General features: G+C 66.6%; 19 protein-coding genes. 4 read left to right on the top strand and 15 right to left on the bottom strand.

Going from position 1 to position 20904, the window contains the following annotated elements; translation table 11 throughout:
• Positions 1–140: 140 nt before the first annotated feature.
• Positions 141–902 (top strand): BTAD domain-containing putative transcriptional regulator, encoded by a 762-nt coding sequence (locus ACIG5A_RS08940; protein WP_397239477.1) that lies wholly within the window; start codon positions 141–143, stop codon positions 900–902.
• Here the strand turns inward: ACIG5A_RS08940 and ACIG5A_RS08935 are convergent.
• From ACIG5A_RS08935 to ACIG5A_RS08910, 6 genes are read right to left on the bottom strand one after another with little or no spacing between them, the layout of a single operon-like run.
• Positions 886–2397 (bottom strand): MmgE/PrpD family protein, encoded by a 1512-nt coding sequence (locus ACIG5A_RS08935; protein ID WP_397239475.1) that lies wholly within the window; start codon positions 2395–2397, stop codon positions 886–888. The two genes, ACIG5A_RS08940 and ACIG5A_RS08935, sit on opposite strands and share 17 nt — an antisense overlap.
• Positions 2394–2876 (bottom strand): hypothetical protein, encoded by a 483-nt coding sequence (locus tag ACIG5A_RS08930; RefSeq protein ID WP_397239473.1) that lies wholly within the window; start codon positions 2874–2876, stop codon positions 2394–2396. Before ACIG5A_RS08930 ends, ACIG5A_RS08935 begins: the two co-directional genes overlap by 4 nt.
• An 11-nt stretch (positions 2877–2887) precedes the next feature.
• Positions 2888–3382, bottom strand: coding sequence for a type II toxin-antitoxin system RatA family toxin (locus ACIG5A_RS08925; protein ID WP_397239471.1), 495 nt, complete (start codon positions 3380–3382; stop codon positions 2888–2890).
• 7 nt (positions 3383–3389) lie between these two features.
• Complete coding sequence (locus ACIG5A_RS08920; protein WP_397239469.1) at positions 3390–4652, bottom strand: aspartate aminotransferase family protein; 1263 nt, start codon at positions 4650–4652, stop codon at positions 3390–3392.
• 10 nt (positions 4653–4662) lie between these two features.
• Positions 4663–5799 (bottom strand): acyl-CoA dehydrogenase, encoded by a 1137-nt coding sequence (locus ACIG5A_RS08915; RefSeq protein ID WP_397239467.1) that lies wholly within the window; start codon positions 5797–5799, stop codon positions 4663–4665.
• An 18-nt stretch (positions 5800–5817) separates the two neighbouring features.
• Positions 5818–7428: an aldehyde dehydrogenase family protein gene (locus tag ACIG5A_RS08910; protein WP_397239465.1), complete on the bottom strand. Its 1611-nt coding sequence runs from the start codon at positions 7426–7428 to the stop codon at positions 5818–5820.
• A gap of 137 nt (positions 7429–7565) precedes the next feature.
• Between ACIG5A_RS08910 and ACIG5A_RS08905 the strand changes: the two genes are divergently transcribed.
• A complete protein-coding gene (locus ACIG5A_RS08905; RefSeq protein ID WP_397239463.1) occupies positions 7566–8594 on the top strand; it encodes a bifunctional lysylphosphatidylglycerol flippase/synthetase MprF in 1029 nt (342 codons plus the stop codon).
• A gap of 82 nt (positions 8595–8676) precedes the next feature.
• Here ACIG5A_RS08905 and ACIG5A_RS08900 read toward each other — a convergent pair whose 3' ends face one another.
• The 5 genes from ACIG5A_RS08900 to ACIG5A_RS08880 are packed head-to-tail and all read right to left on the bottom strand — an operon-like array spanning position 8677 to position 14041.
• A complete protein-coding gene (locus ACIG5A_RS08900; RefSeq protein ID WP_397239461.1) occupies positions 8677–10152 on the bottom strand; it encodes a flavin-containing monooxygenase in 1476 nt (491 codons plus the stop codon).
• A gap of 4 nt (positions 10153–10156) precedes the next feature.
• On the bottom strand, positions 10157–11146 hold the full coding sequence (locus ACIG5A_RS08895; protein ID WP_397239459.1) for an oxygenase MpaB family protein: 990 nt from the start codon (positions 11144–11146) through the stop codon (positions 10157–10159).
• On the bottom strand, positions 11118–12092 hold the full coding sequence (locus ACIG5A_RS08890) for an alpha/beta hydrolase (RefSeq protein ID WP_397239457.1): 975 nt from the start codon (positions 12090–12092) through the stop codon (positions 11118–11120). Before ACIG5A_RS08890 ends, ACIG5A_RS08895 begins: the two co-directional genes overlap by 29 nt.
• A 3-nt stretch (positions 12093–12095) precedes the next feature.
• Complete coding sequence (locus ACIG5A_RS08885) at positions 12096–12944, bottom strand: SDR family NAD(P)-dependent oxidoreductase (protein WP_397239455.1); 849 nt, start codon at positions 12942–12944, stop codon at positions 12096–12098.
• Positions 12941–14041 carry a fatty acid desaturase family protein gene (locus ACIG5A_RS08880; RefSeq protein WP_397239453.1) on the bottom strand — a complete coding sequence of 367 codons (1101 nt, stop codon included), beginning with the start codon at positions 14039–14041 and terminating at the stop codon, positions 12941–12943. Before ACIG5A_RS08880 ends, ACIG5A_RS08885 begins: the two co-directional genes overlap by 4 nt.
• Before the next feature lie 171 nt (positions 14042–14212).
• On the opposite strand from ACIG5A_RS08880, the gene ACIG5A_RS08875 reads away from it, so the two are divergent.
• The gene (locus ACIG5A_RS08875; protein ID WP_397240579.1) at positions 14213–15487 is read left to right on the top strand and encodes a cytochrome P450; all 1275 of its coding nucleotides are present in this window, start codon (positions 14213–14215) and stop codon (positions 15485–15487) included.
• A gap of 187 nt (positions 15488–15674) precedes the next feature.
• On the opposite strand, the gene ACIG5A_RS08870 is transcribed toward ACIG5A_RS08875, so the two are convergent.
• The 3 genes from ACIG5A_RS08870 to ACIG5A_RS08860 form a co-directional block, all read right to left on the bottom strand.
• Positions 15675–16865 (bottom strand): FAD-dependent oxidoreductase, encoded by a 1191-nt coding sequence (locus ACIG5A_RS08870; protein ID WP_397239451.1) that lies wholly within the window; start codon positions 16863–16865, stop codon positions 15675–15677.
• A gap of 237 nt (positions 16866–17102) precedes the next feature.
• The gene (locus ACIG5A_RS08865) at positions 17103–17891 is read right to left on the bottom strand and encodes a hypothetical protein (protein ID WP_397239449.1); all 789 of its coding nucleotides are present in this window, start codon (positions 17889–17891) and stop codon (positions 17103–17105) included.
• 205 nt (positions 17892–18096) lie between these two features.
• The gene (locus ACIG5A_RS08860) at positions 18097–18489 is read right to left on the bottom strand and encodes a winged helix-turn-helix transcriptional regulator (protein ID WP_397239447.1); all 393 of its coding nucleotides are present in this window, start codon (positions 18487–18489) and stop codon (positions 18097–18099) included.
• Between the two features lie 63 nt (positions 18490–18552).
• On the opposite strand from ACIG5A_RS08860, the gene ACIG5A_RS08855 reads away from it, so the two are divergent.
• A complete protein-coding gene (locus ACIG5A_RS08855) occupies positions 18553–19392 on the top strand; it encodes an NAD(P)H-binding protein (protein WP_397239445.1) in 840 nt (279 codons plus the stop codon).
• Between the two features lie 110 nt (positions 19393–19502).
• Here the strand turns inward: ACIG5A_RS08855 and ACIG5A_RS08850 are convergent, their stop codons facing one another.
• The gene (locus ACIG5A_RS08850; protein ID WP_397239443.1) at positions 19503–20888 is read right to left on the bottom strand and encodes a flavin monoamine oxidase family protein; all 1386 of its coding nucleotides are present in this window, start codon (positions 20886–20888) and stop codon (positions 19503–19505) included.
• Positions 20889–20904 lie beyond the last annotated feature (16 nt).

The following is a 20904-nucleotide window of genomic DNA, read 5'->3' as shown; positions in this document are numbered from 1 at the left end:
CGATCTTGATAGCGTTCCTATTGGCTAGGAGAACTCTAGCCTGTCCGCTACTGATACAGGCGCGACGGTCGACGCTGACGGCACCCATCGGATCGGTTGTGGAATTTCTCACCTGACAACTGAACGGGCGGAGATTTGCCGTGGCGACCCCTGAGATCGATATCCTCGGCCCGATGCGCATCGCTGTTGATGGCAAGGAGAGTTGCCTTACCGGACAAAAACTGCGATGCATATTGGCAGTACTATCCTTACGCGCGGGACAGCCGGTCCGACGCGATGAGCTGATCGAAGAACTTCGGCTGACCGAAACGAGCGACGCGTCCAACTCGCTGCACGCGCATATCGCCCGGTTACGCCGATGGCTGCGCATGCAGTCCGTCGACTCGGGGATTCTGGAATCCGTCGATTCCAGCTACCGGCTCAATATCGACCGCGGCGCCGTCGATGCCTACATCTTCGAAGATCGTGTCGAGCAGGCGCTCGCCCTGTACCCGAGCGCGCCGTCGGTGGTCGCGGTCATGCTCACCGAGGCACTGGCCATGTGGCGCGGCGACGCGCTCGCCGATGTCGACGACGGACCGTTCGTCGCGAGTAAGACCGAGGAGCTGCGCCATCTGCGGGCCACCGCGCGCGAGATCCTGCTCTCGGCCTGGCTCGACACCGGACAGGATCGGCGAGTCATCTTGAACGCCAGGCGATTTCTCGATGCCGATCCGCTGAACGAACAACTGTGGGAATCGCTGATTGTCGCGCTGCGCCGGGCGAATCGCTATGCCGAGGCCAGCAAGGCCTTCCGGGAAGCCAACCTGCTCTATCACGCCGAACTCGGCATCGCGCCGGGCGACCGGCTGCGGATCGCGCTGTCGGGTCCGATCCCGGAGCGGCTCACCGCGGATCGTTGAGCGCATCGCACAGCAGCTCGACCGTGCGCTCGCCGTCCTGATCCGCCAGCCGCCGCAGCTCGGCGAGCACGGCGGGCGAGCCGCCGGTGGCCAGGAACTTGCGCCCGACGATCTCCGGATGGTCGCGCCGGGTCGCCGGGCCCGACATGCCGATCGGCTGCTCGCAGTCCTCGGCGAGGACGCTGCCGTCGGTGAGTTCGACGGTCATCCGCGCGCCGATCGCCATGGTCGCCGCCTCGAAAGTCTCCTCGGGCGGGCCGAGTTCGGCGATGCGCGCGACGATATCGTCACCGGCCCATGCGGCGAGGTCAGGCCATGCCGCCGCGCGCCTGCCTGCCTGCCTGATGGTCTGTCCCAGCGGCGAGGTGGCGCGCACCATCCGCTCCGACAGGGCGAGATCATGTTCGACCTCGACCTTGGCGGCCAGTTCCCACCGCGCGTCCTCGGCAAGCGCCCCGGGCGTGAAATCATCCGGTCCCAGCGTGCCGGTACGCAGCAGCGTGGCGACGCCGTAGCCGACGGAGAACGTCGCGGCGGTCACCGAAGTATCGGCGCCACAGAGGTATTCACGGACCTTGTGGTCGAGCATCCAGGTGAGTAGCGAGCCGTGCACGGTCACCTTGCGCACGGCCGCCGGATCGACGCGGCCGAGCCTGCGGTGCAATCGCTGCGCGCATTCCCATGCGGCCATCGAATACGCGCTGCCCGGAAAGGTTTTGAAGGTGAGCGTCTCGCTGTGCCAGCGGCGGCCGAGCCCGGCCACCACCGCATCGGGTAGTTCGATGGTGGACAGCTGCGCGAGTAGTCCGCCTGCGCCACCGAGGATTTCCGGCGCGCCCGCCAGCCCGGCGCGCGCCGCGTCGCAGGCGTCGAGCGCCATACGTACCGGCGCACCGGCGGTGAGCATCTTCAGTTCACCGCCGAGCACCGCGCGGTGCAGCGGCGTCGGCTGCATGCCGAGCGCGAGACCGAGCGCGGAGATCCACTCCCCGGCCTCCGCGCCGCGGGCGCGCAGCACAGCAGCGGCCGCACCCATCAGATGACAGTGGGTAGCGGTCTGCCCGCGAAAGAACGGACCGAGAATTGTTGCAGCCGTGAGCCGTCCGGCACATTCGTTGCCGGCGATCACGGCGGTGAGCAGGTCGGCGCCGGTGAGCCGCAACTCGGCCGAGTAGGCGATCGCGGCGGTCACCGACGACACCGACAGGTGCCCGACATAGGACACGTCGTCGAAGTCGAGGCAATTGGCCAGTCCGGCAAGGACATACGCCGATTGCTTCGGATCCGCCTGCAGCGGTGCGCCGAAGGCGGTGGTCAGCCGGCGGCCGAGCGGATGTGCCAGCGAGGCGCGGATCGCGGCGAGGGTCGAGATCACCTGGCTGCTCGCGAACCCTACCGTTGCCTCCGGAATATCCTGGTAGCGTAACGAACTCGCCCAGGCGGCCAGGGTCGCGGTGGGGTGCTGCACATCCGGCTCGGCGCCGACAGCGGTCATGACAGGGATTCCTCCAATGTCCTCGTGCGCGCGGTCCGGCGCTCACCGAGCCTGCGCTGGAATTCCACGAACGCCGGAATCGGTTTCGGCTCGAACGGTGCGTCGAACGGCTTCATGAAATTGCCGAAAATCGAACGGTCGCCGCATAAATGGATCGGAATGGCCAGCAGCGCCCAGCCGAATCCGAACAGCCAGATCCACACCGCCATGACGGCGGCCTGAGTGATGAAGCTGTGCATGGTGTTGTAGAAGACGTAGTACGCGCGCGGGACCTCGCCGTCGGGCGAGCGCAGGTGCGCGATGAGGCCGGGGATGTAGCCGATCGCGTCGATGTAGACGAACAGCAGCACCGCGGTAGGCCAGTAGACCTCACCGAGGTGCCAGGCGAACAGGCCGAGCGCGACGACCAGCCCGATCCCGAACTCGATCCTGATGAGCCACAGCGTATTCCGGCTGTCGAAGCGATTGATGTGGTCCACAGCGGCACCTCTCAGCTTGCCAGCGCGGCGGCCTTGGCCGTCAGCGCGTCCGCGACGCCTGGATCGTCGACGACTTCGGCATCGCCGAGCAGCTGCAGCAGCGCGAAGGCGAGCCCTTCCTTGAGCACCTTGGTGGCGATCGGCTCGAGCACGCCCTCCAGGCTCGGGATGCCGAAATCGAAGACTACCTCGAACTTGACCCGGCAGCCCGCGCCCGTCGGCTCCACCTCCCAGATGCCGCGGAACATCTCGAAATCGCCCTCGGTCTGCTCGAAGGTGATGCGGCGCTGGTCGGTCTGGAAGTAGTCCACCTCCGACCAGCGCAGCGGGCCGTTGCGGAAGTACACCTCCCAGTCGCTGGTGAGCACTCCGCTTTCGCTCTGGTGCACGATGATCGAGCGCACGTCGTCGACCAGGTCCGGGTACCGCTCGAACCTGCTGATGCGCACGTAGGCCTCATCGGCGTCGCAGGTGGCGGATTCGATGGTGAGCGTGACGGTTCGCATGGCGGATTCACCTTTCGAGGAAGTATTCGGCGGTCGTCCTGGCGGCGCGTTCGAACCGGTCGAGGAGGAACTCCACGTCGTCGGGGGTCATGATGGCGGGCGGGGTGAGCCGCAGCACCGTGGTCGAGTTGAGCGAGAAATTGGCGATCACGTTGTTGTTCACCAGGTCGATCAGCAGTGCGCCCGCCATGCCCGGCTCGGTGAGCTCGATGCCGATGAGCAGGCCGCGTGCGCGCACCTCGCGGACACGGGAACCGAAGTGCCGGAACGCGATCGCCTCGATCTCGGTGGCGAGCTCGAGGCCGAGCACCGCGGCGCGGCCGGTCAGGTCGTCTTCTTCGATGGCCGCGATGGCACCGCTCACCGCGGCCATGGCCAGCGGCGCGGCGGAGAACGTCGAGGTGTGCAGGAACGGATCGCGTTCGAGCAGCGCGAAGGACTCGCTGGTCGCGATGGTCGCGGCGACCGGCATGATGCCGCCACCGAGCGCCTTGCCCGACAGCAGGATGTCGGGCACCACCTGTTCCTGATCGCACCCCCACCAGGCGCCGAGTCTGCCGAGGCCCGTTTGGATCTCGTCGACCACGAGCATCGCGCCGTATTCGGTGCACAGTGCGCGAACCGTGCTCAGGTAGCCGCCCGCCGGGATGATCACCCCGGCCTCGCCCTGCACGGGTTCGACGATCACGCATGCGGTCTCGCCGTAGCGCTCCAATTCGGCGGCCAGCGCGGTGGTGTCGTCGTACGGGATGTGCGTGACCTCGGGCAGCAGCGGCTGAAACGGCTTCTGGTACAGCTCTTTCGCGGTCACCGACAGCGCGCCGATGGTCTTGCCGTGATATCCGCCGTGCATGGAGATGAGGCGATGGTGCCCGGACAGCCGGGCAATCTTGATCGCCGCCTCGGTCGCCTCCGCGCCGGAGCCACTGAAGTGCACCCGGTCCAAACCCGGTGGCGTCACCGAAGTCAGCAGCTGCGCGGCCCGAGCGGCCGCAGGCTCCAGGAACATTCGGCTGCCCACCGGATGGGTGTGCAGCTGCCGCTCCACCTCGGCGAGCACGCGGGGATGGCGGGAGCCCATGATGAAGACCCCGTATCCGCCCGCGTTGAAATACCTTTCGCCGTCACTGGTGGTGATCCACGCGCCCTCGGATTCGACTTCCACCTGGCCGCCGACCATTTCGCCGATCCTGGCCCGGCCGACCCCGAGGTGCGCCCGATACAACTGCGCCACCTCAGCGGCGATGATCGCGTGATCCTGTGTCGTCATGGCCTGCCTCTCAGTTCAGTCGTAGAACGTCACCGGCCAGACTGCGGGCCAGTGCCTCACTGCTGCTCGAACGCGACGGCGGATGGAACGCCAAGCACCGTGTCGCCGAGGACAGATAGGCCACCTCGGGTGCGGAGATGAACGCGACGCCACCGAGCGCCTCGACCGCCTTGGCCGCCGCGTCGTTCACCGCGTCCTGGACGGCGTAGCGCGCGATCAATGTCGTCGCGAGCGCGTTGTTGTCGCTCACCCCCGCCTCCAGCAGCCGCGCCACCGATTCCAGCAGCACCGCGGCGGTTTCCAGCCGGACACCGAGTTCGGCCAGCGTCTGCCCGCTGCTGCGGCCCGCCGTGAACGCCCGCTCCACCAGACCGCTCGCCATGCCCAGGTAGCAGGACGAGATGAGCAGCTCGAACCACATGAAACCGACGGTCTGCAACTCGTCGACCACGCCTTGGTCGTCGACTTCGGCACGGGTGGCGAGCCGTTCGTCGACGAATACGTCCGCCAGCCTGACCTCGTCGCTCTCCGCACCGGCGAGCACATCGCTGGCCCAGAACGGATGGGTCGAAATGCCTTGGCTCTTACCGGGAATCAGCAGCAGGATCATCTCGACGCCACCGTCTTCGGTCGGCACCGCCGCGCTCGCCGAGAGCATGTCCATCGAATGCGCCATGCTGCACGGCTTCTTGGCGCCGTTGACGAGATAGCCGCGCTCGGCGCGCTGTGCCCGCACAGCGGGCGACAGGATGCCCTGTCCTGGCCTGCCCTCCGCGAATCCCGAAGCGACCAACAGGTTCTGGGCCGCGATGCCCTCCAGGATCGCCCACTCGGTGCCCTGTGACCGCAGGCTGTCGGCGAGGGTGAACAAGGTGGCGACCGAGAAGTGATGCATGGCCGTCGCCACCGACAGCGACGGTGCGCGCGAGCCGATGGCACGCATCACCCGCACCGCCTCGGTCGGCGTCGCGCCGAGCCCGCTGTACGCCTTGGGGATGACCAGGGCGGGACCGCCGTGCTTGCGGAACAGCTCGAGCCCCGGATTGCCCCGGCGCTCCAGCTCGAGCAGCGGCACCTCGTCCAGCGCGGCGTACAGACCGGGCAGGTGCGTCTCGCACACCGCGCGCGCATCGTCGAGTGTTCTCATCGGATCCTCCTCTGACCTCTAGCGATAGCGGGGCGGGCGGTTGCCGTCGGAGATCGCGACGCCCTGCAGATGCGTGGTGCGCAGTACCGGATAGTTGGCCTCGCCGAAGACGCCGCCGGTCACCCCGGTACCGCCGTGCGACGGCAGCGGGGCCGCGAAGGCGATATGCGATTCGTTGATCTTCAGCAGGCCGCCGTTGACCACCTCGGTGACATAGCGATCGATAACCGCATCGTCCTTGGCCCACAACGAGTTCCGCAGACCGTAGGTATTGGTGTTGATGTACTGGATGAATCCGTCGAGCAGTTTCGCGTTCTCGATGCCCTTGTCCGCGACGACGACCGGGATCAGCGGGAAGAAGGTCTCCTCGCGCACGGCGTCGAGCTCGCGGGCCTTGGCCAGCCCGTCCACCCGGATCACCGTCGGCTCCAGGAAGAATCCGGTATCGCCCGGCGTGCCGTCCAGATGCATCCCGCGCCCGCCGGTGACCAGCGTCGCGCCCTTGGTGACCGCGTCGTCGAGGAATGCGTGAAATCCGTCGTGCCGCAACACCGGTGACAGCACGACACCCTCGGTATCCGGATAGCCGGGCCGCATCGCCCGCGCCTTTGTCGCCATCCGCTCGATCAGCTCGTCGGCGATCGCCGGATGCGCGAGCACCTGATTCGGGATCATGCACAGCTGGCCGGAGCCGAAGAAGCCCTCGACGATCGCGTCCGCGGCATGGTCGAGGTCGGCATCGGCCCAGACGAGCACCGAATCATTGCCCGCCAGTTCGAGAATCGGCTTCTTGCGCGCCGCGACGCACTTTTGTTCGAACTTCAGGCCGGACTCGACATTGCCGAAGTACATGATGTCGTCGACATGCGGCGACTCCAGCCACATCTTCAGCAGCGGCGCGGGATGCCCGCACACCACGTTCAGCGTGCCCGGCGGCACACCCGCGTCGTCCAGCAGCGGTGCGATGAGCTCGCGCATCGCGTACATCACGCCCATCGGCGCGGTGCGCGGCGCGCGCACCACCACCGCGTTGCCCGACGCCATGCTCAACGCCGCGAGCAGCGCGCTCGACATCGGCGCGTTCGCGGGCGGATTCACGCACACCACGCCATCGGGCTGCCTGCGCACAATGCGCCGGCGGCCGTCCTCGGTGCGGTACTCCCGCCACAGCTGCTCGCGCAGGAAATCCCGCGCGGCCGGGCCGGTCGCCTCGAGCATGCCCGAGTACTCCCACTTGGCCAGCTCGAGCGGGTGCCCTTCCAGCGTGAGCATCCTGATCAGCTCATCGCGCTGCTGCCGCACGGCGGCGTGCACTCGGTCGAGGATGTCCAGCCTCGCCTCGATCGGGAATGCCCGCCACTCGATCGCGGCCGCGGCGGCGGCTTCGAGCGCCCGCCGGTTGACGTCCTCATCGGCGACCGCGACGCGGCCGACCACCATCCCCGGTTCCACCGTCGCGAGATCCCTGGTACCACGGTCGAGATCGCGCTTGAGTCGCAGGCTTTGAAAGGAATCCTCGAGCATGGCACGCACCGACAGGACGTGAACCCATTTGTCGCTGCCGACGTCTTCGCCCTGAACATAGTTGCCGTATGTCAGCACGCCGTTGTCATTTGCCCACGGTTTCATAGAGTCCTACCCACCTTCTTGGCTACCGGCACAGTCTCCACCGTCGAACTGACGCACTTCTGATACGCGCGTGCCATCGAGTCAGAGCCGCGTCAGAGGGGTCTGCGAAGTTTGTCACGGTCTAGCGCTGCTTCGTTATGGAGGACAGGGACGTGAAATCCGCGCAGGTGGCAACAAGATTGGACTGCGACCTCGCGGTCGAGGTTTTGCGTCGCTCCACCGACAACCCCAGTGCATTTCTGGCCATGAATCAGCGCAATGCGTTGTTCGCCACACCGGAGATCGATGGATTCGTCTGCTATCGGGCGGTGGGCAAGTACTGGGTGCAATTCGGCGGCCCGTTCGCCGCCGCACCCGACCGGCCCGCCCTGCTGCGGCGCTTCCTCGACGAGGCGCGCGCGCGACGCCGCCGCGTGCTGGCCGTGCAGGTGCAGCAGGCCGACGCCAGGATCTACGCGGAGCTGGGCATGCGGGTCAACCAGGCAGGCGCCTCCTACGCCGTCGACCTGGCCACGATGAGCCTGAAAGGCAAGAAGTTCGTCAGCCTGCGCAACAAGATCTCCCGCGCCAAGCGCGCCGGGCTGAAGGTCACCGAGATCTATTCCTCCGCCTTCGCCGACGGCTACTCGGAGGTGATCGCCGATATCGATCACCGCTGGCTGCGCGAGAAGGGCAAGCACGTCAAGGAATTGGAATTCCTGATCGGTGAGATCGGCGGGCCCGCCCAGAAATATCGCAGGCTCTTCGTCGGATCGATCGACGACGCTCCCGTCGGATATCTCTCCTACGCGCCCGTATACGGCTCGCACGGCGGCTGGCTGCACGATCTGAGCCGCCGCGTTCCCGAGGCGCCGCCCGGTGTCATGGAGGCGATCAATCTCCATGCGATCGAACAATTCCGGGACAACGGCGCCGACTGGCTGCATTTCGGCTTCACCCCCTTCACCAGCCTCGACCCCAGTTATGAACTGCCGACCGCGAGCAAGCCGGTCTCCCGCATCGTCCGCCTGCTCGCGGACAAGGGCGAACTCGTCTACCCGGCGAAAACCCAGCTGGAATACAAGCTGAAATGGAACCCCACCGCGGTGATCCCCGAATACATCGCCTACAAGAGCCTCACACCACGCGCGATCTGGAGCCTGATCCGCGCGACCAACAGCATCTGACGCCTACAGCAGCACACCCTTCGGCTTCCCGCACACCGAATCGCCTTGCGAAGCGGTATGCGGGAATCAAAGGGTGTGCTGCTCAGGCGGGTGCGGCGAAGGTGTAGTCGTCCAGGTCGAACGTGACGCTGCGCCAGGCTGTTTCGAGCGATGTCGTCGGGCGGAACGGGATGTCGCCGTTGGCGTCGTAGTAGTAGGAGCGCGCGCCGGTGCAGTCGCCGTGCTGGAAGACCTGCTTGCCCTGGCGTTGCAGCATGGTGCGGAAGTAGCGCTCGTTGGCCTCCGGCTTGACCTCGATGCGAGTCGAGCCGGTACGGCGGGCGCGGGCCAGGCAGCGGACGATGTGGCGCATCTGGGTTTCGATGAGCTGGAAGTAGCTGGTGCCGTTGTAGCCGTAGGGCCCGAAGATCATGAAGTAGTTCGGGAAGCCCGGCACGCTGACACCCTCGTAGGCTTGGTGCCGGTTCACCTTCCACCAGCCGCCGAGCTCGACACCGTCGCTGCCGTGCACCGGGAAGGCGGGCATGTTCTCCGGGTCCCAGGTCTTGAAACCGGTGGCGAGCACCAGGATGTCGATCGGATGCGAGACACCGTCGGCGGTGCGCACGCCGTGGGCGGTGACCGTCTCGATCGGTGCGGTCTCCAGCGCGACATTCGGCCGGTTGAACGTGGCCAGGTAGGTGTTGGAGATGCTCGGGCGTTTGCAGCCGAGGGTGTAGTCGGGCCGCAGCTTGGCGCGTACCCGAGGATCGCGCACCTGCCAGCGCAGCTGTGCCTTCGAAATCGCCTGCCCGAGCGTCGAAATCGGCAGGACACCGTTGTAGTGCACCAGCAGCGGGAACTGGATCTCGGCAATCGCGTGACCGAAGAGCCGGGCGGCCGTGGCGAACGGCTTCACCCGCAGTAGCGAGCGCAGCGGAACCGGCAGTCGCACATCGATTTTGGGCAGGCACCAGATCGGTGTGCGCTGGAAGACGGTCAACTTCCCTGCCGTGTCCGCGATTTCGGGGATCACCTGCAACCCGGACGCACCGGTGCCGATGACCGCCACCCGCTTGCCGGTGAGATCGGCATTGTGATCCCAGCGGGCGGTGTGGATCACCGTGCCCGCGAAGTCCCCGATGCCGTCGATATCGGGCATGCGCGGCTTGCTCAACAATCCGGTCGCCGAGATCAGGTAGCGCGCGGTGATCTCCTCCCCCGCCGCGTTCACCCGCCACAGGTCGAGGTCATCGTCGTAGCGCGCGCCGAGCACCTTGGTGTTCAGCCGGATCCGTGACGCGAGACGATATTTCGCGACGCAGTGTTCCGCGTAGTCCTTCAGCTCCGCGCCGGGCGCGTAGACCCGGGACCAGTTGGGGTTCTTCTCGAAGGAGAACTGATAGCTGAACGACGGAATGTCCACCGCGATACCGGGATAGGTGTTCCAGTACCACGCACCGCCGACGCCGCCACCCTCCTCGAGCACCAGGTAGTCGTGGATGCCTGCCCGATCGAGCCGCAGGGCGGCGCCGATGCCGGAGAATCCGGCGCCGACGATGATCGCCTCGTGATCCATCGGGTCACCCCTTCCGGGACGGGTCGGTGGCATGCAGCGCCGCCTCGCCGCTGCGCCGGGTCGGGCGGCCGTTCGCCTGCCGCGCGATCGCGGGGGTCAGCACCTCGGGCCGCGCGGGTTCCCCGGATCGCCAGTGCTGGCGCAGGATTCGCCCGGCCATCGGCGAGGCGACGCCGACCATGGTCCAGCTGGCCCGGCGCGAGCGCGCCACCGCGTGGAAGACCTCGCGGACCACCGGCACCGAGATCCGGTCGACGACGGCGGGCTGATCGAGCCCGATCAGCACCCGGATCCATTTCGGGAAGGTGGCCAGGGTGGCGGGTGCGGCGATCCGGCTGATGATCGACACCTTCGGATCCGCGTACGGCCCCGAGGTGTACAGCTGCTGGCGCAGGCCCGACAGCGCGTGCTCGGAGATGCACAGCCGCGGCCGCAGCTGCGCGTAATAGGCGCGCACGCCCTCCCTGCTGCGGGGAATGTCTTCCGCCTTGCAGGTGAAAAGCTCGGCGGCGACGGCACATTCGGCCCAGTACTGCGTTTCCTCCGCGGCCGGCAACGCACCGGGACCGAAGACCTCGTAGCACTTCAGCATCGACTGCCAGCCGTCGATATGCGTGAACAGTTGCGCCTCAGGGCTGTTCGCGTTGTAGCGCTTCTTGCTGATCGGTTCGATCCCGGTGACCCTGGTGTGGATGTCCATGATGAAATCCGAGGTGGTCAGCGCGGTCCGGCTGTCCCCGAGTATGCCGCTCAGCAGGAACGACAGCGTCATATCGAAGAAGTGCGCCGGGCGCTGGTACACGCCCTTGGCATCCTCGTGCGCGGCGGCGAAATACGGGTTCAGGAACTGGAGCGCGACGGCGCGCTGCAGCCCGAGCAGGATCGTCGGATGCGTCCACACCTTCCACGCGACCGACTCCGGGCCGAAGAAACCGTAGTCCGTGCGCCGCAGCGTGTCGATCTGATCAGGATGCGTCAGTATGTTTCTCGACATCGTGTTCTCCGATTGTGTTCGGTTCGGACCGGATCTCGCGAAGGAGCCGGTCTTCACAAAGGAGCCGGTCTTCGCAAAGGAACTCCGCGACATCCCGCAGCGATTCGGCGGCCTCCCTGACCATGCCCGCCTGCGTCTGCGCGGCATGCCACAGCACCGGGCTCTCCACATAGCGCAGCGGGACTTCGGCGGCCCGTAAGCGCTCGACCAGCCTGCGGCACTCCTCGTAGAGCATTTCCCCGGTGCCGATGTGCAGGTAGGTTCTGGGCAGCCCGGACAGCGTGCCGAGCAAGGGCGCGTAACGCGGGTCGGCCGGGTCGCCGCTACCGAGGTAGGCCGCGGCGCAGGCGAGGCCCCAGGCGATATTGACGACCATGTCGCGCGGCCGCCGCGGTACGAACCCGGGATCGGTCCACGGCGAAAGCAGCACCAGCGCACCGGGAGTCGGCGCCTGCCGGGCGATCAGCGACTGGGTGGCCGCGAGCGCGATGCCGCCGCCCGCCGAATCCCCGCCCAGGGCAATCGATTCGGGGCGGTAGCCGATGGCGCCGGTCAGCTCCTCGAACGCCGCGATGGTGTCCTGCACGGCGGCCGGATACGGATGTTCCGGCGCGAGACGGTAATCGAGCAGATAGACCGGACGGCGCGACTCCCGCGCCAGATGCGCGGCGAGCGAGCGGTGACTGCGGATCGACCCGGAGGTGTATCCGCCGCCGTGCAGGTACAGCACCGCGCCCGCGTCCGCCGTGGCGCCGACTGTGATTCGCTCCGCGCGCCGCCGGCCGAGAAACAACGGATCGATCGTCACACCCTTCGGCATCGGCAGCAGCCGCGCACCGGCGTCGAGCAGGCCGCGCTGTAGCGGCCATGGCATCCGGTGGTGAAAGGTCAAGCGGTAGTACGGAACCAGCAGTGCGCGGGCGACAGGCAGCGGAATAGTCGGCATCGCTCACCCGGCCGGCTCGCGCAACGGGGCGACGGCGACGAACCGCGACAGCAGCGCAACCAGTCGCTGCGCCCCGGTGGGGGTGAGCCGGGCGAACCGGTCGAGCATGCTCGCCTCCGCGCCGATCACGATGCGCGCGTGGTGCTTTCGCACACCGCCCACGATGGTTCGCGCCGCCATCTCCGGGCTGTGCAGCGCCAGGCGCTTGTCGAAGAGATCGGCGAACGAGCGCTGGTCCGCGCCGTCGACCACCGTCGCGTTGCGCGCCACCGCGGTCTTGATCCCACCGGGGTGCACGGAGGTCACGCGCACCGGATGTCCGGCGACGAGCATTTCCTGGCGCAGCGCCTCGGTGAACCCGCGCACGGCGAATTTCGCGGCCGTGTAAGCGCTCTGGCCTGGGAACGCGACAAGCCCGAACAGGCTGGAGACGTTGACGACGTGCCCGTCGCCGGACGCGATCAGGTGCGGCAGGAACGCCTTGGTGCCGTTGACCACGCCCCAGAAGTTCACCTCGAGCACCCGCTCGAACGCCTCGAACGATTCCCGCTCGATCTCGCCGTACCGGGCGATGCCCGCGTTGTTGTAGACCTGGTTGACCTTGCCGAACCGGGCGCGGACCTCCTCGGCGTGCTCGAAAACCGCTGCGCGGTCGGTGACATCGAGCCTGCTCGCCAGCACCGCGCCCTCCCCCTTCTCGCACAGCGCGGCCGTCCGTTCCAGGCCTGCACCGTCGATATCGGAGAGGGCGAGCACCGCGCCGCGCCCGGCGAGGTCGACCGCGAGCGCGCGGCCGATACCGGAACCGGCGCCGGTGATGACCGCGACCCTGCCCGCGAAATAGTCCGTCATCTCGAACGTCCGGCCAGCAGGCGCGGGCGCGCTTCGCGGCTCACTTTGTAGAGGTAGACCACGATCTCGGTGTAGGAGCCGATGATCGATGTCTCGTGATACGACAACCCCGCCGCCTCGCAGTGCCGCTTCACGATCGGGGCCGCCTTGGCCAGATTCGGCATCGGCATCGACGGGAACAGGTGATGCTCCACCTGGTAGTTGAGCCCGCCGTAGACGTAGTCGACGATCGGGTTGCCGCGGATATTGCGTGCGGTCACCACCTGGCGCGTCATCCAGTCCATCGACTCCTCCTCCGAACGGACCGGCATCCCTTTGTGATTCGGCGCGAAGATCATGCCGCCGTACAGTCCGGTCAGCCCGTGGTGCACCGCGATGAACGCGATCGCCTGCGGGATGGTGAGCACGCTGAACACCGCGGCGAAGTACAGGACGAAGTGCAGTGCGATGATCGAACCCTCCAGCACCGGCCGCCGCACGGTGCGCAGCGCGATGGCGCGGGCGCTCACCACGCGCAGGCCGAGCGATTCCAGGATCGCCATCGGGAAGAAGATCTTCTCCTGGTGCCGGATGATGAACGCGCGGGCGCGCGACATCGGCTGATCGGCCTGCTCCGCGAGGAAGATCGCCTTGCGGCGCACCAGATCCGGGTCCTTGTGGATGTGGTTCGGGTTGCTGTGATGGCGGTTGTGGTGGTTGATCCACCACTCGTAGCTCGCGCCGAGCAGCAGATTGCCGTGCAGGTAGCCGAGCCACTCCATGGTCTTCTTGGTGCGCGCCACCTGATGGTGGCCGACATCGTGGCCGAGCAGGCCGGTCTGCACGTACCAGAAGGCGAGCCAGACGCCGACCAGCAGCTGCCACCACGACGAGCCGATCAGGAAGAACGCGACCCAGCCGACGGCGAGCATCAGGATGGTCAGCATGATCTTGCCGGTGTAGTAGCGGGTACGCAGATCGATCAGCCCCGCGGCCTTGATCTCGCGTTGCAGCGCCGGAAAAGGTGAGCCGCTCGCCGCCTTGGCGGCGGAGGTGTCGGACTCGGCAACGGGATCGGTCCGTGGCGTTGCCAGCAGTCGTTCATACGGTGCGGTCATCGCATAGCCTTTCGCGCGGGTTCGACAGCGGATCGCTGTGCGCGTAGACCGCCATCATGTCCAGTTCGCCTGAAATAGGGCTGACGGAGCGGTGCGCCGGAGTCATCGCCATTTCAGAAACCCGATGAACCATGGACTTCCGGACAACCCAGCTAGGAGAACGACGTGCAGATGCGAACATGGCTGTGGTGGGCCGCATCCTACGGTCTACCGCGCGCACTCATCCTTCGGCAGGCGCACCGCAAAGACCCCTTGGCGCTGTTCCTCCTCGAATCCGAGCGCGGCGCCGATACCGACCGCTACATCGAGGAACTCCGGGAGCAGGGCCCGCTCGTGCGGCGCAAGAGACTCTCGGTCACCGTCGACCATCGCCTGTCGACGGCCATTCTGCGGCACAAGCGGTTCAGCGCCATCGTCCCGCCACGGGACGCGCGCTCCAAGCCGGTCCAGTGGCTGCTGCGCAAAACCGAACTGGGCCTGCCCAATCCGGTCGAGCCGCCGGCCATGGTCCGCGTCGATCCGCCGGACCACGCCCGCTATCGCAAACTGGTCACCAAGCCGTTCAACCATCGCGCGATCGGCAAGCTGCGCGATCAGATCATCGCCGAAACCGATGGGCTGCTCGACGCTTTGGCGGTTTCGCCCAATGCCGATCTGATGGAGAGTTTCTGCGCGCAGCTGCCGGTCGCGGTCATCGGCGCGATCCTCGGCGCGCCCAAGGAGATGCATCCCCGATTGCTCCGATGGGGCGTCGGCGGTGCGCCGCTGCTCGATCTGTGCCCGAGTTGGCGCGCGTTCCGCGGCGCGGCCGATGGGTTGCGCGAGGGCGCGCAGTACTTCGACGGGCATATCAACCGGCTGCGGAAAGCGCCGCAGGACAACGTGCTCAGTCAGCTGATCGTGGACGGCGGCCTCACCCATCGGGAACTGCTGACCAATACCGCACTGTTGCTCGGCGCGGGCTTCGAGACAACGGTCAACCTGCTCGGCAACGGAATCATGTTGCTGCACAAGCATCCTGATCAGTTGGAGCTGCTACGCGCCGATCCGGAGCTGTGGCCCGGCGCGATCGAGGAGATCCTGCGGCACGACAGCCCGGTTCAGGTGACGGCCCGAATGGCGTTGGAGGACTTGACCGTCGAGGGGCACGATATCGCCAAGGGCACGGTCATCATGCTGCTGCTCGGCGGCGCCAACCACGACCCCACCGTCTTCCCCGACCCATACCGCTTCGACATCCGCCGCGCCAACGCCAGGGAACACCTCTCCTTCGGCAACGGCATCCACACCTGCCTCGGCGCCAACCTCGCCCGAATCGAAGGCGCGATCGCGTTGCGCTCCCTCTACGACCGCTTCTCCGACATCAAAATCGACACCACCCCACCCCGCCGAGCCACCGTCAACCTCCACGGCTACCGAGAACTCCCCGCCACCCTGGTCGCCTGACCCGCCAGCCATCCGCAGACGGCCGAGCGCAGTCGAATGGCCCTGTGACACGCCGTAGCTTAGGGCCATATGACTGCGCTCAGCAGAGTGTCAGAAGGCTGTGATGGCGTCTCTGATCAATTACCTTGCCTTCCAACGGCTGTGCACGGTGATAGGTGCCACCGTAGTCAATCACGGTGGCATCGGCTCAGATCGGCAGCGGATCGGCTCCCAGTGTTCGTGTCCCGTTGGCCGCGGACAGCCGCACCATGCGGAAGCCCTCATCGATCATGGTCTGCTCGTAGTCACGGATCGCGTCCAGGAGCGGACGGCCCGCGACCACCTCGGTCAGTGCGGCGGTGAGGGCGGCGGCATCCCGGAGCGCGATATTCGCGCCCGCCCCGGCGGCCGGGCTCATGGCGTGGATCGCGTCGCCGAGCAACGTCACGTTCGATGTCGGCCACGGCGGGATGGGGACGCTGCTGCGCACGGCTATCGGATAGACGGTCGCAGGCGTCCATCCCTCGACGATGCGGGTCACCAGCGGATGCCAACCGGAGGTCTGCTCGAGCACCAGCTCGCACAGTTCCCGACCGGAGGCGGCACGGAGCTCCCGGTCGGTCAACCCGAGCCGATCGAGGCGACGCCCGAACATCACGGCGAGGGTGTCTTCGATCGGCTCGAGCACCAGTTCGGGCGCCAGCCGCGCCGAAGCCGTGTGCGGCGCTTCGCGATACTGCACCGGCGCGATGCCGAGAAACCGCCGGTCCTGAGCGACAACAGAATTGAAGACGCTGAACATGGCAGGCGGTAGCGCACACCGCAGTTCGCTGGTCAACGGCACCCGGCCGTAGATCAACCGAGTCCGGGAATCGGCGATCCGCGCGTGCGGCAGCCGCTGCGCACGAATCACCGACCCGACGCCATCGGCAGCCACCAACACCGAACCCCGCGCGATGCTACCGTCAGCGAACCGTGCCGTGACGGCGTCCGCATCGCTGTCGTACCCGACGCAGCGATGGCCGTAATGCACGACGTCGTCGAGGCCGCTGAGCAGGATTCGACGCAGCACCTGACGATCGATGATGGTGTGCGCGGGCATGATGCCTCCGTCGGCGCTCGGCGCCGGACCATCCAGGGTGAAGACCCCGGTAGAACGCAGCTCAGGATCGAAACCGTTGACATTCGCCGCCGGACGCCCTGCGATAGCCGCTACGAGCGCGAACAACCGCGGCGGCAGGGTCACCGACAGCGCGTCCCTGCCGCGTCGATCGATGTGCAACCGGTAACCCTGCCTACGCACCCCTGCGGCGGAATCTCGCTCGTAGACAGCGACACTGATCCCGGCCCTCCGCAGGCCCTGCACGAGGCAGAGCCCACCGAGACCCGCTCCGATCACGAGCACATGGGGATACACCCGCCGCCGACCAGAAGAGGCCGAGAAACGTTGGCACGATTCGGAATTGATCAAGACACACCTCACCGGAGTCGCAAACGACTCCCACCTCCCCGATGCCCTGTGGCGCCGAGAAACCAGTCAGCGAGGCCGAAGCCCTAGAAAGCCCTTGGGCATTCCGGTGAGAGGACATGATCATATCCGAGACCAGCGGGGGCCCGGCGCCCTTCCGCTATCCCGTCAGCTGTCGATCTCGTATCGATACCACTGCCGCGGATTGCCGTCCTCGTGCAACCAGAGTGTGCCGTCCCGCCCGATCTTTCCCCGCGCCCAGCCGGTCGGCGACCGGCTACCGGGCAGAGTCAGGATCTCCCTGCCGGTCTCGGTGACCACCCCACCCTCGCGCAATCCTTTGCGGATCGACCACACCGGCGCGTCGTTCTGGCGGTAGTGGTCGAAAAAGTCGAATCTGGAATTCGACACCGCTAGACCAGTACATCTGGTGATCGGATTCGGTGTGATCGACCGTACCCCGCTCGCATCGATCTCGACCAGCGGAAAGTCGACATAGGGACAGGCGTAGACCAGAGTTCGCCCGACATTGACCGCGTAGCAGTCACACCAGCCGACCTGATTGCCGGTGTCGCTGTACGCGAACCAAGGGTCGCTGCCGATGCCGTCCCAGCGAGCCAGGCCTGGCATATAGCTGACTCCCAAGGTGCCATCCGGCTTGGCGAATCCATAGCTGGCTTCGTCGAAGTAGCTGATCCAGATCCGCCCACCGGCATCGGTCAGCAGCTGCAAGATCCCGTCGCCAGCATAGAAGGATCCAACTCGGTCTCCATCGTCACCGAAGGCAACGACGTTGTGGGGCAACGGAATCTCACGTGCGTCCATGCGGGCGGCGCCCAGGATGACGCCATCACCGAAGGCATCGATCTCGGAGAACCATTCATCGAGTCCACGCAGCAATATCTGGTGATCATCTTCGTTGTCGCAGATGACGACGATCGCGTCGTAACGCGGCATCTGCGGAGTCCGCGCCCGCCGCCCAGGCGCACCCTCCTGGGCAGGATCCACAAGCAGAGCCAGTAGTCGGCCACGGTGGTCGATCGTGGAAGCGAGAACATCGAATCGTGCATAGCGCTCCGGCAGGATTGCGTGAAGCGCGAGGTCGCGACTATCGGCCATCGGCCTTTCCGGTTGTCATGTGCTCGATCATCGCACAGCCCGATCAGTCCGGTTGGTCGTGGTGCTGTCGTGCTGCGAGCACATCGGCCGCGTGCCGGCGGATCCAGTCCATGAACGGTTGGAGCGACTCGGCGAGGCCGCGGCCGAGGTCGGTGAGTTCGTAGCTCACACGTGGCGGCATCGTGGGCTCTACGGTGCGGGTGACCAGTCCGTCGCGGACCAGTGCGCGCAGGGTTTGCGACAGCATCTTGTCACTGACTCCGTCGATCCGGCCCTGCAGTTCGGAGAACCGTAATGCCTTCTCCTCCAAAGCATGCAGGATCGGGCCGGACCATCGGGCGGTGAGGTCGACGATATCGCGCCAGGAGCATTCCGGGTGAAATGTGTCACTCGTCCCCTGCTCGACGGGATACGGGACCTGCGAGCGTACCGGCACATCGTCAGCTTACCCAGAGGTAGGTCCTTACCAATGGCGAGTTTTCCGACTTACGCTGCGGCCATGTTGACAGTCGTATTCGGTGCCAGTGGAAACGTCGGCCGCCACGTGGCGGAAACCCTGAATTCTGTTGGTGCACAGGTTCGTTTGACGAGCCGCAATCCCGACCCGGCAGTGTTCCCCGCGGGTGCGCAGGTGATCACCGCCGACCTCGATCGCCCCGAAACTCTGCCCGCCGCGCTGGACGGTGCGCAGAAGGTGTTCCTCTATGCCAGGCCCGAGGGGATCGACGGATTCGTGGCGGCGGCCGAATCCGCTGGGGTGCAACACGTTGTGCTCCTCTCCTCCGCCGCGGTAGTCCAGATCGACCCCATGACCAACCCGATCTCCTGGATGCACCACCGGGTCGAATCCGCCCTCGAGGCATCGACTTTGGCGTGGACGTTCATTCGCCCCGGCATGTTCGCCACGAACGCGCTGTGGTGGTGGCGGGATTCGATCCGGAACGAGGGCGCGGTCCGCCTCCCGTATCCCGACGCCAGGACCGCACCGATCCATGAAAAGGACATGGCGGCACTCGCGGTGACGGCACTGACCGAACCGGCCCACCACGGCCGCGCTTACGTCGTGTCCGGCCCCGAGGCACTGTCCATGCGCCAGCAGGTCCACCACATCGGCGAAGCCATCGGCCGTGACATCACCGTCGAGGTTTCCACGGCCGACCAGGCACGCGCGGACCTGGAAAGGACCGCACCACCGTTCGTCGCCGAGGCAATTCTGGCCGGCTGGAAAGCAGCAGCGGACGAACCCCCGCAGGTATCGACAACCATCGAGGAGGTCACCGGCCACCGCGCCCAAACGTTCGCGCAGTGGGCAAAAGACCACGCCGAGGACTTTCGCTGACCGCAATCATGCAAACATCGTGCTGGCCGACTGATACTGATCTCCAGCCACTGTCGAAACGGCGGGCTCACCTCGAAGGACAGCCCTAGAAGTGCGCACCGCTCTCGCACCTATTCGGGCTCGGGGCTCGACAAAGCTGGTTCCAGCTCCCCGAGTACGGACGAGACCTCCGTGGCGGTCCGGACACCGGATTCCACCGCGCCGTCGATATACCCCGCCCACTTCACGGCGGTCTCCGCACCGGCCCAGTGCAGCGGCCCCACCGGCTCTCGTAGCGCGGGACCGTTGCGCAGCAATACGCCGGGTACCGCGTACGGGCCGTAGCCGCCGCGTGCGTATTCGTCCGCGGTCCAGTCGTATTCGAGGTAGGTATGCGGTTTCGCCACGCGCGGCCCGAAGTACACCGCGAGATCATCGAGGACAAGTTGCTGGCGGTCGGCGGCGCTCAGCACGGCGGCTCTGTCGGCATGGCGGCCCTCCAGGAATCCGACGAGGACACCGGGTGAACCGCTGGGCGGTGTGTTGTCGTACACCGTTCCCGCCGCCCTCGTAGTGCTGTTGGCCTGCCCGGACAACCCCTCGTTGCGCCAGAACGGCTCGTCGTAGACCGCGTTGAACTTGATGACCCGCCCCATCGGCAACCCGGCCAGCAGCTCACGCCGCCGCGCGGGGAGAACGGGGTCATACGAGATGGCGGCGCCAACGGGTGGCGGAACGGCGACGATGGCCCGCTTGGCCTGGATATCGGTGTGCGCGCCGTGCAGCAGCACCGAATCCGCGCTCCACGAGATCGCCGTCACCGGATTCTCCAGCACGATCCGTTCGCCGAGCTCCTCGGCCAGCGCCCGCGGCACCAGATGCGAACCACCGACCACCCGATCCTGTTGTGCCCCACCGCCGGTCTCGAGCACCGCGTCGACGCCACCGGCGGAACCGAAGTAGAACAGCGCCCACAGCGCCGAAATCTCTTCCGGCTCAGCGGAGAACACCGCTTCGACACTCAACCGGAGCAGGTCGCGCGCCCCCTGGGTCCGCACCCGCTGATACAGCCAGTCGGCGAAGCTCTGCCGGTCCAGTGCGGCCGCATCCTTGTCCTGCCACGGCTCTTTCGCGATCCGCCGGGCGGCCAGATCGAGACGCAGCTGCGCCTGCCCGATATCGGCGAGGACGAAGGGGTTCAGCCGGGGAATCCGCCCCGTGTAGCCGACGATCCGTTTGTCGAATTCCAGTAGGCGCCTGCCCTTGTCGTTGGTGCGGAAGGTCGACAGCCCGAGCTCCGCGACGAGGGCGTAGATGCGGTCCTGGCCGGGACCGAGCCACTGGCCGCCGATTTCGATCTCGCCGCCGCCGGGCAACGGGACGCCGTGCAGCCGTCCGCCGACTCGATCGCGCGCCTCGGTCACCAGTACGCGATAGCCGCGCCGGACGAGTTCGCGCGCCGCGACGAGCCCGGCGACACCGGCACCGACCACGGCGACATCGCAGTGTTTGGTCATTGCCCCTCTTTCCCGA

The organism is Nocardia sp. NPDC052566 (genome assembly GCF_044547285.1).
Classification (GTDB): Bacteria; Actinomycetota; Actinomycetes; order Mycobacteriales; family Mycobacteriaceae; genus Nocardia.
Note: the sequence above shows the minus strand (reverse complement) of the source record. Positions and strands in the feature narration are given on the sequence as shown.

What these genes read in the sequence shown, in the direction of transcription:
- ACIG5A_RS08935 (WP_397239475.1), bottom strand. Translation starts at nt 2,397, where the DNA reads ATGACCGCTGTCGGCGCCGAGCCGGATGTGCAGCACCCCACCGCGACC.
- ACIG5A_RS08925 (WP_397239471.1), bottom strand. Translation starts at nt 3,382, where the DNA reads ATGCGAACCGTCACGCTCACCATCGAATCCGCCACCTGCGACGCCGAT.
- ACIG5A_RS08920 (WP_397239469.1), bottom strand. Translation starts at nt 4,652, where the DNA reads ATGACGACACAGGATCACGCGATCATCGCCGCTGAGGTGGCGCAGTTG.
- ACIG5A_RS08915 (WP_397239467.1), bottom strand. Translation starts at nt 5,799, where the DNA reads ATGAGAACACTCGACGATGCGCGCGCGGTGTGCGAGACGCACCTGCCC.
- ACIG5A_RS08910 (WP_397239465.1), bottom strand. Translation starts at nt 7,428, where the DNA reads ATGAAACCGTGGGCAAATGACAACGGCGTGCTGACATACGGCAACTAT.
- ACIG5A_RS08905 (WP_397239463.1), top strand. Translation starts at nt 7,566, where the DNA reads ATGGAGGACAGGGACGTGAAATCCGCGCAGGTGGCAACAAGATTGGAC.
- ACIG5A_RS08900 (WP_397239461.1), bottom strand. Translation starts at nt 10,152, where the DNA reads ATGGATCACGAGGCGATCATCGTCGGCGCCGGATTCTCCGGCATCGGC.
- ACIG5A_RS08895 (WP_397239459.1), bottom strand. Translation starts at nt 11,146, where the DNA reads ATGTCGAGAAACATACTGACGCATCCTGATCAGATCGACACGCTGCGG.
- ACIG5A_RS08890 (WP_397239457.1), bottom strand. Translation starts at nt 12,092, where the DNA reads ATGCCGACTATTCCGCTGCCTGTCGCCCGCGCACTGCTGGTTCCGTAC.
- ACIG5A_RS08885 (WP_397239455.1), bottom strand. Translation starts at nt 12,944, where the DNA reads ATGACGGACTATTTCGCGGGCAGGGTCGCGGTCATCACCGGCGCCGGT.
- ACIG5A_RS08880 (WP_397239453.1), bottom strand. Translation starts at nt 14,041, where the DNA reads ATGACCGCACCGTATGAACGACTGCTGGCAACGCCACGGACCGATCCC.
- ACIG5A_RS08875 (WP_397240579.1), top strand. Translation starts at nt 14,213, where the DNA reads ATGCGAACATGGCTGTGGTGGGCCGCATCCTACGGTCTACCGCGCGCA.
- ACIG5A_RS08865 (WP_397239449.1), bottom strand. Translation starts at nt 17,891, where the DNA reads ATGCCGCGTTACGACGCGATCGTCGTCATCTGCGACAACGAAGATGAT.
- ACIG5A_RS08855 (WP_397239445.1), top strand. Translation starts at nt 18,553, where the DNA reads ATGTTGACAGTCGTATTCGGTGCCAGTGGAAACGTCGGCCGCCACGTG.
- ACIG5A_RS08850 (WP_397239443.1), bottom strand. Translation starts at nt 20,888, where the DNA reads ATGACCAAACACTGCGATGTCGCCGTGGTCGGTGCCGGTGTCGCCGGG.